Genomic DNA, 17,865 nt, shown 5'->3' on the forward strand with positions numbered 1-17,865 from the left:
GAGAACCAATTACAGTTCTTCGCTCTTTTTATAAATATTTATTTTTTAATAATCTTTACAATTTTTGTCGCTTTACTTGTACTAACTTTTGCAAAGTAAGTTCCTTGTGACAAATAAGAAAGATCTACTGTAAGAGTCGTTGTATTTCCTTTAGCAATCTGTACAACTTGCCCTAACATATTTATCACCTCTATCTTTTCTATTGCTAAGTTATTTTCAAAATTTACAACAGAAGTTGTTGGGTTTGGATAGTAACGGAAATCAGCAAAGAATTTATCTACAGACAATCCGTTGGTATCAAAACTATCTTCAAAAACAGAACTACTTACAGGTAAATCGCTATTTCCATCACAAATTGTGTACACCTCATAAGTATAGGTTGTTTCTAAACTTAAGCCTTGTATAATTACAAAGTTTTTCGAGGCTTCTACGATACGTGTTTCTATAACATTAGAATCTCCTTCTTTTAAAACTACACTAAAGTCTACCAGTCCATCTGTATTTGTTGGAATATCCCATGAAATAATTACATCTGCTGTAATTCCATCTGAAGTTACTGTTGCATTTGCTACAATATTTTCAGGGCTAGGGCAATCAAATATTGCAGTAACCTCCGTATAATCACTTTCACAATTATTTTGTGTTTGTGTTACGTAATACTTCTCTCCATGCCCTAATGGGTAATTTCTTGTTACAGGTCTGTATTCTCCTTGATCATTAAGAATGTACCATTTTAAGTTTGTTCCTGTAGCCTCTAAATCAGCTACAATTCCTCCTCCTACAAAAATCTGCTCTGAATCTGCAACTGGAGACGAAGGATCATAGACATTAATATCTATTGTACTCGTAACTTGATTACATCCAAACACATCTAATGTAGCCGTATATTGATATGTCCCCTCTGTAGCGGCATCAAAATATACACTTCCGGTATGTGTTCCATCATAAGGTGTAGATAAATCTTCATCAAAATATAAGCCTGTATTTGGACTCCACATTACTTGAGCATCTGAATAATTTCGTTTAACAACAACATTATCTACAGCCCAGTGCCATCCCCAACCTCCTACGTGTTGAAAACGTATACGGACATCTTGATAACCTGCATATTGACTAATATCAAACGTTTGCTTTTTAAAGTTTTGTTCCGTACCAAAATCTGATATTTGTGCTTCATCCTGGTAACTAACTACCTCTTCCCAAGCACCTTGATTTACAGAGACGGCAACAACAGCCCTAGTTTTCTGATTAGTCATACCACTCAAATAAGGTTTAAAGTAATGGTAAAATTCTAATTCTGCTGTCTCTACACCCACCAAACTTATTATTGGTGATATTAATTGAGCATCTAGCTGTGCTCCTGCTCCTAAAACATCTGCATTTGAAATAAAGAAATCAGACACATCATTACTCACTACACTTAAAGCGTTAATGTTATATGGTGAAGTTACTACCTCCCAACTAGAAGCACTAGGGTCTATAGAAGGATCTATAGTAGTAGATAGGTTTACAATTGTCCAATCATTTACTTCTTGTTGATCTTCGAAATCAAAACTTAATCCTCCTGAATTTAGCCTAACCACTTCTCCTGCACAAACATCAACCATTTCCGGGTCTACTGGCAGCTCTGCTACTCCTCGAGTTTCTATAAAAATTTCTTCAATATATTCACAACCTGTAATGGTATCAACTCCTTTTACTTCATAAGTTGTATTTCCTAATGGATTCACCGTCACTGTAGCCCCTGTATCTGTTTGCAGGGAACCGTTTTCCATCCATGTCCATGTATATTCATAATTACTATTCGCACTAGTTGCAGAAAGATTTACAGGGTCATTTACACAAACTACCATATTATCTGCCGTAGTTGCAATAGGATATATGGTTTCTACCGTAGCATCTACTTGAACCCTTGGGGTTTCACATAAAGGCACTTCTCCTCTAATAGTCCAATTATAAAAATAGTAATAATTAGTACTCGTCGAACCACTTTCTGAAACAGAAGATGTTACCTCCCCTAAATAACTTAATGGATAAGGGAAATTAGCATCTGATGAACTTGTATACAACAATTCTGCTGTTCCTTCTGTCTTAACAAGCCTATAATTACCCGCATTTGGAATCTGCCAATTTAAACTCAGCGTGTTTAATTTAGGCGTTGTACCTCCTATTACCTGAAAAGTATTTCCTCGGATAGGCAAATTATCATCTCCTCTTAATTCTAAGGTAATTGTTCCTGATGTTGCTGCATATACCTGCACATTAACAATCGTTAGCGATTGCCCTACTGTAAATTTAACACCATGGTTAGAAGTACCAAGCATATTATTAACAGGCCCAGGGTTTCCTTGATTAAGAATGGTTTTTTCTCCAACAAAAGTTTCACTTACCCAATAAGAAGTTGTTTCGGTTAAAACTGGGGTTGTAAATGTACCACCATTCCCTACAATATTTCCTCCTGTAGGAGCATCAAACCAATACACCTCATCCATATTTGCAGCTACAGCATTTAAAGTAACTGGTCCAGAACCACATACATAATCTTCGACAGTACTGGTAATTCCGCCTAATTGAGCTAAACAATCAAATTCTTCAAAAGTAACTTGCACTGCAGGACTTTCACAAGAACCTATTTTTTGAGTCACCCAATATACATCTTGATCTGCCAACATCACAGAAGATGGTATCGCTATTGCATTTCCTTTTACTCCAGCATTATCTTCATACCAAGTTATTTCGGCTCCTACAATGGTAACATCGGCTCCTAAAGTGGAATATGAAAAATCATATAAGGTTTGCCCTCCAACAAATTCAATCAACGAACCTGCTGTATTGGGTGCTTCCCATGAATTACAATCAAAACCATCTATATCTATTGTGTATGTTGTATTTTGGGGCGTCCCTGAATTTCCTAATGATGCTATTACTATATAATAACTTTCTCCTTCGTTTACAAATAAACTATTTATGTTAATATCAGAACCATCATTAGAAAACCCTCCTGCTATACATCTGTCTCCTATATCTGCGCAAGATTCATATACAAATACTCCTACATTTACTGAGTTCAAGTTAGAAACATCGATTGTCAAAATATCGTCTTCATCTGACACATAACGATATACTACCTCATAACCACTTAACAAGCTAGTACTTACATTACAACTAACCCCTGGGGTTCCTGAGTAATCACCAGCTCCGTATATATCTGTTTCACTGGAATGTGTATAAGGCAAATCAGTAGGTAAAGGAGCTAAAGGATTAGCATTTACCACTAATGGATTCTCACAATTTGACCCAATAGCTAATGTTTGAAAAACAACAGGGTTACCTTTACCATCTCCCATCCATTCACTATCAGATGATGCACATTTAGCTCTTACATGTATAAAGTAATTTTGACCATCCAATAAACCCGTTAATATAGTTGACGTACTTCCCGTAACAGTTTTCATATTACATATAACTCCATCTGGATTTCCTGAAGGAGGTAAATTTGTAATACAATAATAAACTTCCCATGAATTCACATTAGACGCTGGAGTGTTGATATTCTCCCAAGAAATATTAACAGAACTCGAAGTTATAGAAGACTCATCAATATTCACTCGTATTGGCTGTATACATCCTACCTGCTCTACGATAAGAAAATTATCAAAATAAACATAATAATCTCCTGTAGCCCAAGTAATCTCTGCTTTCCACCCAAAAGTAGAACCTGATGGCACATTAGCCCCTGCAATAGTTGTTGTATAAGTATCACATCCCGAAGCTGGCACATCGGCTTGTCCTATTGTCGCATAACTTACCCAAGTAACTCCTCCGTCAATTGTGTACTTTAAATCAATTGTTCCAAAATTATTTGACACAGCATTCCCGCTGGAGTCTACTATTTTATACTCAAAACTTACGTCTATATCATCCCCTGTAGTTATTTGCGATAAATACTGAAGACTTGCTGACGTATTAGCAGAGAACATATTTACACGCACTCCTTGATCTCCTTGACATACATTATTTCCTGTTAAGCCGAATCTAGCATCATCTACAGACCAACCTACAAAATCAGAAATATTAGTCGCCGTATCATCCTCAAAATCCTCTGGAAGAAGTACTTGAGAATAGCTTTGCATACTTAAAAAAAGTAAGCAAACCATACTTAATGTTATGTATATTTTTTTCATATTAAAATATTATTCTTTTATAAAATAAAATTAATCGTACGGGAAAATATCCCGTACGATTTTTTATTTATGTTATTCTTTAATTAATTTAAATACAGTACTCTTTGTAGCTATATTTACTTTAATAAAGTAAGTTCCACTAGCTAAATGAGAAACATTTATTGTATAGTTATCCGCATTCACCTGCTTCACTTCTATTCGCTGTCCTAATAAACTATACAGTTCGTAAGTATCAATCACACCATTATTGTTTGTAATGGTCAACCTGTCTTTCATTGGGTTTGGATAGTAAGTAACGCCTGCAAAAGTTGGGTCGTCTGTTCCCAGCCCGTCAACATGTACCGTAATCCCTAACAATTCACTTTCACAAAGTCCTGAAATAGTCTGACTTACATAATACGTGGTCTGATCTTCCAACAAGGTAGTGTCTGCAATTGGATTTAATCCATATTCATCTGCATACCATTGTAAGTTAACCCCTTGAACATCTAAATCAGAAACCATTGCACCGCTACCTAACTCAAAACCTTGGTTTATTACCCCTACAGGTATATCTGATTCATCTGTCACAGTAATACTAACAGGTAATCTTGATAAGCTTTCACAAGCTCCTAGGGTTTGAGTTGCATAATACACTTTCCCGTCTTCTAGCACCGTATTTACTGGTAAAGGAGTCTCTGAAGATTCATTCTCATACCATACAATATCTGTTCCTGTTATCTCAATATCTGATAGTCTTGCTCCTCCACAAAACTCTTGATTTGCTAATCCCGTTGGCGTTGCTGTTGGTGTATAATTAACATTTACCACTAGTTCTTCACGCTGCGTCGCACAAAGGGTTGCAGACTCTCGTAAAAATACTTCTGTTACCCAGAAAGAAGTAGTTCTATCAATATTCACGGTTATGCTTGGACCTGTTCCGATAATTATTCCTCCAGTTCCATCGCTATACCATACTACTTCACTTCCTGTTCCACTTGGTGTTGCTGTTAAAACAATATCACCACCAGGTGAACAAACATCGATATCTGAACCTACAGAAACATTTAAGCCTGAACAATCAAACTCAACAGGTGTTATTGCTAACGCATCACCCTCACAAGCAAAAATGGTTTGTGTTACATAATAGGTAGCTCCACTTGAAATAACTTCAGTAGCAGGATCTATAGGCGTTGTTAAGCCTGCATCTGCATACCAGATATAACCTTCATTATATGATGATGATGTTAACTCCAAAATTGGAATTGCTTTGGCTAACACATCTCCTCCTATATAATAAGGTGTTGTACTTACTGCCTCTGGCGCTGGTACATTGCCACATTCCACTTTTGAAATATCTAAAGTATAATTTGTACTCCCTGTGGTCGAAGAAATCACAATAAAGAATTCATCCCCAGCAGTTACATAATAATCTTCAATACTAATCTTGCTAGCTCCATCCTCTGTAGTCACTCCTGCAATACAAGTTACACCTATATCTGCACAACTACTATAAATATACATTGAAGTGTTAGGATGTGTAATCCTTGATAACTCAATAGTTAAGATGTCATCATTTGCAGGGTCTGCTGTATAATGATAAATTACATCATTTCCGTCTAACGATAAAGACCCTGGACACATTGCACCAGCACTGCCACTAAAATTATTCCCATAAGTAGCTGTATTTTCTGTATGCGTATAAGGTAAATCGGTATATGTTACCATTTCATCTCCTGTTTGATTTACCGTTGCAATTACTTCTTCTCTAGGAGATTCACAAATAGAAATTCCTTCTGTAATCTGCCAGTTATAAAAATAATAATAGGCAGTACTACTTGTATATTCATAAGTATTAGAACCTGACGTGTAAGCATACCCCGTTTCAAGTATTTCTCCTACTGTACCTATTGGCATTGGGTATTGAAGATAACTATTCAACCAGTCAGACTCATACTTCATCGCAGGAGCATCATTAGCAACCAGCTTATAATTACCAGGTCCTGGAACTACAAAATTTAAATTCAAAATAACTTTAACAGGGTTAGCACTGCTTCCTCCTCCTGGCAATGTAACTGTTGTTGAAGCCACTAGAGCATCGGTATCTGTATTGTATAGCTCTATATTAGCAGAACCTCCGCCTGAGCTTGCATCATATACATCTACTTTATTAATCGTAAACTGCGAGTCTGCTCTAAAATATAGGCCTCGCCAATAATTAGATGCAGTTGATATACTATAAGCATAAGTCCAGTTTTCTTCTCCTATATTATTAACTAAACTCCCTTCAAGAAGAACTTCACTAGCCCAAAATGATGTTGTTTGGGTTAAATAAGGCGTTTCAAAAGTAGACCCTATTCCTATCACATTTCCTCCTGTAGGTGCATCGTACCAATAAGTTTCACTTCCTGTTCCGCTAGCTGTTGCACTAAGTTCCATTACTCCTGCACAATTTACACTAGCATCAACGGTATTAGTTATCGCTAAGGTACTACAATCTATTTCACTTACTGTAATTGCCAATTGCGCTCCTTCACAACCATTATAAGTCTGGCTTACATAATAAGTTTCTCCATCCACTAAAGTTGCCGTATCAGCTATTGGAGTAACTCCATCAGAAGCATACCAATTTAATGTTACATTATTTTCACGCGTAGCTTCTACTGTTAAATCGGCAATAGTTTGTCCAGTAGTAAACTCTTGAGTTGGTTCTCCCTCAGGTGCTTCAAATGTAGCACAATCAAAAGGTATGATATCTAAAGTAAAGCCAACCGTTGGGTTTAACCAGCTAGATACTACCACATAATATTCCTGACCTGCTTGTACTTCAAACTCTTCAATACGAATATCATTTTGACTCGGTCCTGCGGTAATGCCCGCTACACAATTAGTTCCTATATCTGCACAAGCCTCATAAACAAATAAGCTTGCATAATATCCATCTAAATCAGTTAATGAAAAATCTACTAGCTCTGTAGTTGTTGCAGTAAAAGTATAAACAACTTCATTGCCATCTAAGTAACCTACGTTTGTTCCACAATTACTTCCAGGTGTTCCCCTATAATGATTTTGATAATCTTCGGTATTTCCTGTAAAAGTATATGGTAAAGAAGGAATATCTATAGCTACTTCACATGTTGCCCCTTCCACTAAAGGTGCAAAAGGAATCACAATCCAGTCGGTAGAAGAGGTTGCAGAACATTCTCCCTGAATATATAAATCATATTTTACTCCACTAGTAAGCCCTGTGATAGTATGTGGTAAACTTGTTACCACTTCTGTAGTTCCTGATCCTTGTGTAAAGCCTTGTGGACCATATTCGATTGTCCATTGTCCTATTTGAGGATCGTTAAAATCTAGCCAAGTAACCTCAACCGCATCTAATTGATAATTAGAAAACATCACCTCTTCTGGTGTTAAGCACGGATTAGGCATTTCGTCTACTACTATATCATCAAACACCACGGGATGATTACTTGTATCTCCTGTATTACTTCCTGTTACTTTAAATCTAAATTGCACATCACCGCTTATTGTATAAGTAGATAAATCAAATACAAAACGATGCCAATTATTACCTAATAAACTTGTCTGCGTTAATAATGTATTCCAATTTGTCCCATCATAAAACTCTACTACAATTTCATTCACTGCGGTATCTGCATTATTATAACTGTAGGTATAAAAATCCAATGAAGGTGTTGTTAAAGCTGAAACGTCTATCATTGGAGAAGTAAGAATTGCTTGCTCTCCTGTTTCATTGTTTGCTCCATCTACCCAAGCATAGTTTGTAAGTCCAGAAGTTGTATGGTCATTTATCCATAATCCCGTTTTATCAAAACTCCAAGCAGACGAGTTATCACTATCCAGTACACTCCAACATTCAGGCATTATTACGTCTTCAAATGTTTCTGTATAAGGAGCGACGACAACCTCACATGCAGTTGTAAATGTATAGGGACCTACCCATCTACTTACACCATCGGTACCACAATCTGCTTGTACATAATACTCATAAGTTGTATTTGGCTGTAGCCCCGTTTTCGAATACGGTAAACCTGTTACAACATCTGTAGGTGTCCCTGAAGGATCTGTTCCTTGTGTCACCAACTCTACATTCCATAAAGTTTGATTAGCTTTAGGTGTCCATATAAAGTCTGCTCCGGTTGTAGTCACATTTTGAACTCCTAAAGCAACACCAGACATAGAACACAATAGAGGTGTACGAACTTCAAAATCCCCGACAAAAAAGTCATAATTTTCAGTATCTGCATAAGTTCCATTAGAACCCCAAAAAGCAAACCTTACTGTTTCCCCTGCATACGCTGATAAATCAACTAACTCTAAATCACCTGTATGCGACGGATAAGAACTTTGATTATATGTAACCAACGTTTGCCAAGTAGCACCATCATCTATAGTAATAAGCAACAAAACTTCATCATCGCTACCCATACCATTTCCATCTGGCGGATTAGGATTATATCCATCCGTTAAAGCTACTTTATATTCCAATTCATAATTCCCTCCTGTTAAATCAAAAGAAGGAGATATCAACCATTCTTCTTGCAAGGTATTAAACCAAGAAGAACTATATATATTAATTCTTGCAGATTTATCTTTTGACGAATCATTCGCAAAATCATCCTGATACCAACTAGCGCTACCAAAACCAGAAGGCCCTTCTGTAGGATCTCCACTTCCTGCTTTTTCCCAACAAGTTGGCATAGGAGACCATGAAGAGAAGTTTTGAAGATAATCAGGCACAACAACCGCACACAAAGTAGCAAACTCTACTGGGTTACTCCAGTCGCTTGTTCCATCTACACCACAATCCGCTTGTATATATACCTCATATTTCGTAGAACTCAATAGACCTGTCATGATATATGGATTCGCGGTTACCCCTGCATAAGTTGGTGTTCCTGTTGGTGTACTTCCTTCTGGAACCACTTCTATATTCCAAGAAGTTTCTCCACTATTAACCGTCCAACTTACCTCTGCAGAAGTATCTGTTTCACTCGATACAACAACCCCATTAGGATTTATACAAGCAGGCTTTGCTTCTATACATATATTATCTATATAAAAAGAATCATACGTACCTGTTAAACCGTGTTTCAATCCTACATAACCATCTGTTCCTGCCGGAATAACAACTTGATGGCTTTCATAACTATTCGACGCAAGTGTTATTGTTTGTATAGCCGTAAACGTAGTAGGATCTGCAGGCGATGCCAAAGTCCCAACTATTAGCTCTTGTCCAGTAGACCCATCTACATCAAAAGTTACCCAATTATTACCATCTGACAACGAAGAAACCAATGGACTTACCAAAATATAATCTCCTGAAATATCCGATGAATTACTCATATAGAAAGGCAACTCTGTACGCCATTGATACACATAGCCATACCCCGAACCTGAATCTATAAAAGACCAACAATCTGGCAAAGCAGGATTAGTTGAAGATCCCCCAGGAGAAGAGTCAAAATTCTCACAAACAGGCAGCGGAAAAGCCACACAGGCTGTTCTAAAACGCACAGGCCCTACCCAATTGCTTTGCCCTTCTGCCCCACAATCAGTCTGCAGATACACCTCGTAAGACGTTAAACCTGTTAAACCTGTTAAAGTATAAGGGCTTGTTACTCCTGTATAAGTAGGCGTCCCTGAAGGAGTACTTCCTTGCTCTACCACTTCTATATTCCATGAGCTTCCATTAGGATCTAACCAGCTTATATCAGCCGTAATATCTGTAACATTTGACGCTTTTAAAGCAGCAGGATCTAAACAAGTAGCCCCTTGCAAAACAGAAACTGCATCTATAGCAATATCTCCTTTATCTCCATTTCCACGCTCTGCACGAAAACGCACTTGAATTGTCCCCGTAGCAGCATAATCCGTAAGCATTATTTGAATCTTTTCCCAATTGGCTGAAGCTGAAGCTTGTTGTTGCCCCGTGAACACAAACACATCATCTACCCAAGCAGTACCGTCATGTATATCTACATACAAGCTCCCTACATCTGAACCATACATATGATAATCAAAAGAAAGTACCGGCATTGTTAATAAACTCACATCTATCGGTAAAGTTTCTAACATAGCCTCATCTCCTGGAGCCAATACTCCGCTATCTGCAGTAGCTCCTTGCCCTGCTTCTATATAAAAGTACTTCTGCCCATCACTAGCCCCGCTAGGCCCTGTAGAAGAAGAAGGCGTAGAGCCCGAACCAACATTCCAAGCATAAGCATTAGCTGAAGAGGCCGTCCAACACCTAGAGTTTGTAAAAGCTAAAGACTCCTCATGACCCTCTATATTATCAGACCACGGCGCTTGTTCATTAGTTGCGCAAGCTGTTACAAAAACATACGGACCTTTCCATATACTATATCCATCCACACCACAATCAGCCTGCACATAAAAATCGTAAGCTGTGTTCGGTTGCAACCCTGTTATTGTATAAGGATTTGTCACCCCTGTACTTGTCGCCAAACCTATAGGATCCGTCCCAGAAGGGACTACCTCTATATTCCACAAAGTTTCACTATCACCTGCTATCCAACTTAAGTCTGCCGTTGTTGAAGTAACCGCAGTAACATCTAAATCTGAAGGAGATAAACAAATAGCACTACTTGTTATATTTAACTGTATATCAGAATAATACTTATACCTGCCTGTAGCCGTAGGAGGCGATGCAGGATTAGGGTTGGTAGAGTCACTACGATAATAAATACTTCTGTATTCTGACGTATTAGTCGCACCCCAACGTACACTACAATTCCAGCCTGATTGATTCTCATCTACCGCGATTACCAAGTTACTTGTCCCATCATAAACAAAAGGTGTGTCTAAAGTAATCGTCATCCATGACCCTACACTAGAAAAGGTCACGTTCCCAGAATACACCTCTGTAAAGTTACCATGCGGCACCCAATCAGTAGTTGATGTAAATTCTGTTTTCGTTGTCTGCCCCATATAAATTGTCCAATCTTCGCTACTAGTAGTACTAGAAGGAAGCGAAGACACATAAAAAGACACAGATGTAATATTCCCCGAATCATTTATATCGCTCTGATAAAATATTTGCTGAGAATACGAATACCCATAACAACTATTTATTGGAACAAAACTAGTTGTTGTTGTATTATCCCCTATCGTTATTTGAGCTTGCCCATGATAAGACAAGACAAAAAAGAAAGTGAATAAAATTAAAGTAATTTTTTTCATCATAATTCAATAAGTTTTAAATTATCCATTCGTTAAAGTTTTAGAAAAATTAATCAATAATCATCAAATATATATTTTTTAAGATTATTTAACAAACATTTTTTTAGTTTAGTTTAACTTATTATAACACAATTTTAATTTAAAAAATTTCTTTTATTGTTAACTAAACCTTTACATCTCTTAATTCTCGTTAAAAATCACACCTAACTCTCCTCTTATTATTTTTTTACATACCTTTGTACTTTATTAACAGGGAAAGATTTGACTGATTGCAACCCTCTAAAAATGCTAAAGCAGTAAAACTACTCCTTTGCCATTGGCACGCATCAGCCTTACTTTCTAAGAAAAAGTATATTTATGTCTTATTTATTTACTTCCGAGAGTGTATCGGAAGGACATCCAGATAAAATTGCAGACCAAATTAGCGATGCACTTCTTGATCATTTTCTGGCTTTTGATCCCGAATCTAAAACAGCCTGTGAGACCTTAGTAACTACTGGGCAAGTTGTATTGGCGGGCGAAGTAAAATCCAAAACTTACATCGATGTGCAACAAATTGCCCGAGAAACCATCAATAATATCGGGTACACAAAAGGCGCGTATCAATTTAGTGGCGATTCCTGCGGCGTAATTTCGTTAATCCATGAGCAATCCCCAGATATCAATCAAGGGGTAGACAAAGCCAACAAGGAAGAGCAAGGGGCTGGAGACCAAGGAATGATGTTTGGCTACGCTACAACAGAAACCGAAAATTATATGCCACTCGCTCTGGCTATTTCCCATCAGATTCTACAGGAATTAGCAAAAATTAGAAAAGAAGGTAAACTCATGCCTTACCTTAGACCTGACGCTAAAAGCCAAGTAACCTTAGAGTATGACAATGACAATAATCCTATCCGAATAGATACTATTGTTATTTCTACACAGCACGATGATTTTTCTGCTTCAGAAACAGAAATGCTAACCAAGATAAAAGAAGATATTAAAAACATCTTACTTCCAAACGTCATCAAGCAGTTTCCTGAAAAAATTCAACAACTCTTTGATGAAAACATCACCTTCCACATCAACCCTACCGGGAAATTTGTAATTGGTGGTCCTCACGGAGATTCGGGACTTACGGGAAGAAAAATTATCGTAGATACTTACGGCGGAAAAGGAGCGCATGGCGGAGGCGCCTTCTCTGGGAAAGACCCTAGTAAAGTAGACAGGTCTGCTGCCTATGCTGCCAGACATATTGCTAAAAATATGGCTGCTGCTGGAATTGCCGACGAGATCCTTGTACAAATATCCTATGCCATTGGCGTTGCAGAACCTACCTCTATCTCGGTAAACACGTACAACACTGCTAAAGTAAACATGACAGATGGCGAAATTGCTAAACTTATAAAAAGTATTTTCGACCTACGTCCTGCTGCAATCGAAAAACGCCTTAAACTCCGAAACCCTATCTATTCGGAAACCGCTGCATACGGTCACATGGGAAGAACTCCAAAAACAGTAACCAAAGTATTTGAGAGTCCGTACGCCGGAAAAATCAGCAAAGAAGTAGAATTATTTACTTGGGAAAAATTAGATTATATCGAGCAAATCAAAAATGCTTTTCATATAAATTAAACCTTCCTGAAAATAAAAGTAGGAGTTTTGATTATTAAACTGTTACACTTATAGTATAGGTGCTAATTCTATACAATCCACTCTTTTTAAAAAGCCTTACAACAAAGTTAAGTAAGGCTTTTTTATTTTCTTTACATATAAAATGTATTTTTGTAACTATGAGTACAAAACGAATTCCATTAGAGGAAGGTGACTATTACCTAACCCCCGAAGGTTATCGCTGCTTTACAGAGCAATATCACCTAAAAAGAGGCTATTGCTGCAAAAGCGGTTGTCGCCATTGCCCTTATGGTTACAATAAAAAACAAGAATAAGCCAACACAAAAATTACTTTTTTATGACTTTTAAAGAAGAAATACTGCAAGGCATACCTAAGGTATTGCCACAACCAAAAACATACGACACCTCTATAAATCACGCTCCAAAGCGAAAAGAAATACTTACTGAGGCAGAAAAAAAACTTGCCTTACAAAATGCCCTACGTTATTTTGAACCAAAACACCACGCTACATTACTTCCAGAATTTAAAGAAGAATTAGAAACTTACGGAAGAATTTACATGTACAGGTTTAGACCTGAATATAAAATGTACGCACGCCCTATTGATGAGTATCCTGGAAAAAGCCAACAAGCTAAAGCCATTATGCTCATGATTCAAAACAACCTAGATTATGCCGTTGCCCAACACCCGCACGAATTAATTACCTACGGCGGGAATGGAGCCGTTTTTTCTAACTGGGCACAATACTTGCTTACCATGCAATACTTAGCCGAAATGACAGACGAGCAAACCCTTGTAATGTATAGCGGGCACCCTATGGGCTTGTTTCCTTCTCATCCCGAAGCACCTCGTGTAGTGGTCACAAACGGCATGATGATTCCTAATTATTCTAAACCAGACGATTGGGAAAAATTTAATGCGCTTGGTGTAACACAATACGGACAAATGACCGCAGGAAGTTACATGTATATTGGACCGCAAGGGATTGTACACGGAACCACCATAACCGTATTAAATGGATTTAGAAAAATAGGAAAATCCCCTAAAGGAAATCTATTTGTTACTGCTGGATTAGGCGGAATGAGTGGCGCACAACCAAAAGCAGGAAATATTGCTGGCTGTATCACCGTTTGTGCCGAAGTAAACCCTAAAATAACACAAGTACGTTTAGACCAAGGTTGGATTGATGAAAAAATAACCGACTTAGATAAATTGGTAGCACGCGTGCGTAAAGCTAAAGAAAACAAAGAAGTAATCTCGATAGCTTACCTTGGGAATATTGTTGACGTTTGGGAGAAATTTGCAGAAGAAAATGTCTATATCGATTTAGGTTCCGACCAAACCTCACTACACAATCCTTGGGCTGGCGGGTATTACCCTGTAGGTATTTCGTTTGAAGATGCCAACATCATGATGGCAGAACAACCCGAATTATTTAAAGAAAAAGTACAAGAAACCCTTCGACGCCACGCAAAAGCCATTAATAAACATACCGAAAAAGGTACTTACTTTTTCGATTACGGAAATGCCTTTTTGCTAGAAGCAAGTAGAGCTGGTGCTGATGTAATAAATCCGAATCCAACATTAGGAAGAGAGTTCAAGTATCCTAGCTACGTGCAAGATATTATGGGACCTATGTGTTTCGATTATGGCTTTGGTCCTTTCCGTTGGGTATGTACCTCTGGAAAACCAGAAGATTTAGCCAAAACCGATACCATTGCTTGTAAAGTATTGGAGGAAATCATGGAAAAATCGCCAGCGGAAATTCAGCAACAAATGGCCGATAACATCCAATGGATAAAAGGAGCACAAGAAAACAAACTCGTTGTAGGTTCGCAAGCACGTATATTATATGCCGATGCAGAAGGACGTATGAAAATTGCCCAAGCCTTTAACGAAGCTATAAAAAATGGAGAAATAGGCCCTGTGGTTTTAGGAAGAGATCATCATGATGTTTCTGGTACAGATTCTCCTTATCGTGAAACTTCTAACATTTATGATGGAAGTAGATTTACCGCAGATATGGCCATTCAAAACGTAATTGGCGATAGCTTTAGAGGAGCAACTTGGGTAAGTATCCATAACGGCGGAGGCGTTGGTTGGGGAGAAGTAATTAATGGAGGATTCGGCATGGTTCTTGATGGCTCTAAAGAGGCAGCAAGACGCTTAAAGTCAATGCTTTTCTGGGATGTAAACAACGGAATTGCCAGAAGATCTTGGGCGCGTAACGATGGGGCCGTTTTTGCTATTAAACGCGCTATGGAAACCGAACCACGTTTAAAAGTTACCCTGCCAAATAGTGTAGACGAGAATTTATTAAATTAAACCTGCGTTAGGGATTGAGCGTTTGTTGGAGCTCTTTTACAAATGTAAAAAGCGACTCGCGAAAGCCCGCCCGAACGCCCTAATACTTATACAAATGAAAAAGCTACTTTTTGCGTGTTTGGCAGTAATTACACTAGCTTCGTGTAGCAGTGTGAGAGTTGCCACAGATTATGATCCTCAAGTAAATTTTGCCAGCTATAAGAGCTTTGCTTTTTATAAACCTGGTATTGATAAGGCCGATATTTCTGATTTAGATAAGAAACGTATTTTACGAGCCATAGAACAGGAAATGCAAAAAAAAGGGTTTGTAAAATCGAACAATCCCGATGTGTTGATTAGTATTTTTACAAAAACCAGTAAAAATATCAACATCTATCAAAACAACTGGGGTTATGGCTATAGTTGGGGTTGGAGCCCTTATTATTGGGGAACTGGTTACAACACCGTATCAAGCACTACCGAAGGTACTTTATACATTGATTTGATAGATAAAAACACTATGGAATTGGTATGGCAAGGTATGGGTACAGGTGCTTTGGCACAGGATATGAAAAGAAAAACCGAACATATTAACACTATTGTTGTTAAGATTCTGGAAAAATATCCGCCAGAGATTAAGAAAAAGAAATAAACTAACTTCTTCCTGTTAGCCTTCTTTTTAATGTAAAATTTAGGCTAACGGGAAGAGTTTTTACAGCAATAACCCCCATCCTTTTTAGTTATGGATTTTATTTTATTCGTTTTCTAATTGTTTGATGTAATTTACTAAATTGGCCTTGGTTTTAGGGTCTAAAGTTGGCTCTTTTACATCGTAATCTTTAAGTTCATCATACAAAATGTCTGCTACAATTAAGCGGGCTTCTTTTTTGTTATCAGACGGGATAATATACCAAGGTGCATAGGCTGTGTTTGTTTTATTAATCGCTTCTTGGTAAGCAAGCTGATAATCATCCCAAAGCTTACGCTCTTCGATATCGCTTGCTGAAAATTTCCAGTTTTTTTCTTCTTTATTCAACCTTCTTAATAAACGGTGGCGTTGTTCTTCTTTAGAAATATGTAAGAAAAACTTAAAAATAATGGTTCCGTTTTCTACAAGGTTTTTTTCAAAATTATTTAATTGTTGGTAACGTTTTTCCCAAAAATCATCATCGATATCCGTTAGCGTATTAACCGTTGGCAAATGCTCGTTTAAAATATAGGTTGGATGCACTTTAGTAACCAGTACATTTTCATAATGTGTACGATTAAAAACGCCAAATTTACCACGTTCGGGCAAAGCTATATAATGCCTCCATAAATAATCATGTTTAAGTTCTTTTGAGGTAGGTGTTTTAAAACTATGTACCACTACACCTCTGGCATTTAAATCTTTAAAAACCTCTCGGATAAGGCTATCTTTCCCTGCTGTATCCATCCCTTGAAAACATATTAAAACACTATATTTTGCATGGGCATATAGCTTGTTTTGAAATTTCGCGAGCTTTTTACGTTCCTTTTCTAATTTTTCCTCTAATTGTTTTTCGGAAGCTTCTAAATGCGCATTTGTAGAAATCGTTGAAATTTCGACCCCTTTTTTAGCTTTATAGAAAGAAGATTTTATTTTTTTCATCACTCAGTATCTTTTTATTTTTTTAATGCATAAAAAAACGCCTAAATTAATTATTAGGCGTTTAAGTTAACAAAAATATGTTGTTTAAGCTTATTAAGCTTCGGTTTTATGCATATGTACATCCATTTGTGGAAATGGAATCCCAATACCGTTTTTATCAAATTCTTTTTTAATATGTTCTTGCATGTAGAAATGTACTGTCCAAAAATCTTCGGTTTTACACCAAGGGCGTACCGCAAAATTTACAGAAGAATCGGCCAATTCTGAAACAAGAATATCTACAGGTTGGTCTTTTAATACTTCAGGGCAATTATTTACTACTTGACTGATAATTTGCCTTGCTTTATCGATATCGTCATTGTAACCTATTCCAAAAGTCATAGGTACTTTTCTAATTTCGTTTTTGGTTAAATTCTCTAAAGGTGAAGAAGTAATTGTACCGTTAGGAATAATAATAATTCTGTTATCTAATGTAGTTAGGATAGTATTGAAAATTTGGATTTCTTTTACAGTTCCAGAATACCCATTGGTAATAATAAAATCGCCTACTTTAAAAGGTTTAAAGAATAAGATTAAAATTCCCGCTGCCATGTGCGACAGGTTTCCTTGTAAGGCCATCCCTATTGCTAAACCTAAAGCACCAAAAATTGCTACAAACGAGGTTACTTCTAACCCAAACATAGATGCAGCACTTAATACAATTAAAATTTTAAGCCCTACGCTTATCAATGAGGTTAAGAAAGGTGTAAGAGAAGGATCTATCTCCTTTTTCTCCATTGTTATTCTTACCTTTTTACTTACGATATTGGTTATCCAAAATCCAATAACCAATGTTAACACTGCCCCTAAAACTTTTGGAGCGTAAGAAACTACCATCTCGGCAATTTTAGATAATTCTATTTCCATATATATTGATTAAA

At 37.2% G+C, this 17,865-nt stretch carries 8 protein-coding genes; 4 read left to right on the top strand and 4 right to left on the bottom strand.

The genetic code is table 11. The annotated features are described in order from the left end of the window. Positions 1-38: 38 nt before the first annotated feature. Together GGR32_RS10030 and GGR32_RS10035 are read right to left on the bottom strand one after the other, a co-directional pair. Complete coding sequence (locus tag GGR32_RS10030; RefSeq protein ID WP_183478072.1) at positions 39-4,184, bottom strand: Ig-like domain-containing protein; 4,146 nt, start codon at positions 4,182-4,184, stop codon at positions 39-41. A gap of 72 nt (positions 4,185-4,256) precedes the next feature. Further along, positions 4,257-11,396 (bottom strand): Ig-like domain-containing protein, encoded by a 7,140-nt coding sequence (locus tag GGR32_RS10035; RefSeq protein ID WP_183478073.1) that lies wholly within the window; start codon positions 11,394-11,396, stop codon positions 4,257-4,259. A 354-nt stretch (positions 11,397-11,750) separates the two neighbouring features. Between GGR32_RS10035 and metK the strand changes: the two genes are divergently transcribed. The 4 genes from metK (at position 11,751) to GGR32_RS10055 (ending at position 15,967) form a co-directional block, all read left to right on the top strand. Beyond that, the gene (metK, locus tag GGR32_RS10040) at positions 11,751-13,010 is read left to right on the top strand and encodes a methionine adenosyltransferase (protein WP_183478074.1); all 1,260 of its coding nucleotides are present in this window, start codon (positions 11,751-11,753) and stop codon (positions 13,008-13,010) included. A gap of 158 nt (positions 13,011-13,168) precedes the next feature. Then, positions 13,169-13,324: a C1orf53 family protein gene (locus GGR32_RS10045; protein ID WP_183478075.1), complete on the top strand. Its 156-nt coding sequence runs from the start codon at positions 13,169-13,171 to the stop codon at positions 13,322-13,324. A gap of 23 nt (positions 13,325-13,347) precedes the next feature. Next, on the top strand, positions 13,348-15,336 hold the full coding sequence (locus GGR32_RS10050; protein ID WP_183478076.1) for a urocanate hydratase: 1,989 nt from the start codon (positions 13,348-13,350) through the stop codon (positions 15,334-15,336). Between the two features lie 94 nt (positions 15,337-15,430). Next, a complete protein-coding gene (locus GGR32_RS10055) occupies positions 15,431-15,967 on the top strand; it encodes a DUF4136 domain-containing protein (protein WP_183478077.1) in 537 nt (178 codons plus the stop codon). A 102-nt stretch (positions 15,968-16,069) separates the two neighbouring features. Here GGR32_RS10055 and GGR32_RS10060 read toward each other — a convergent pair whose 3' ends face one another. Further along, positions 16,070-16,945 carry a PPK2 family polyphosphate kinase gene (locus GGR32_RS10060; protein WP_183478078.1) on the bottom strand — a complete coding sequence of 292 codons (876 nt, stop codon included), beginning with the start codon at positions 16,943-16,945 and terminating at the stop codon, positions 16,070-16,072. 93 nt (positions 16,946-17,038) lie between these two features. Further along, complete coding sequence (locus GGR32_RS10065; RefSeq protein WP_183478079.1) at positions 17,039-17,851, bottom strand: mechanosensitive ion channel family protein; 813 nt, start codon at positions 17,849-17,851, stop codon at positions 17,039-17,041. Between the last annotated feature and the right edge of the window lie 14 nt (positions 17,852-17,865).

Source organism: Mesonia hippocampi, from assembly GCF_014197445.1.
Taxonomy (GTDB): Bacteria; Bacteroidota; Bacteroidia; order Flavobacteriales; family Flavobacteriaceae; genus Mesonia; species Mesonia hippocampi.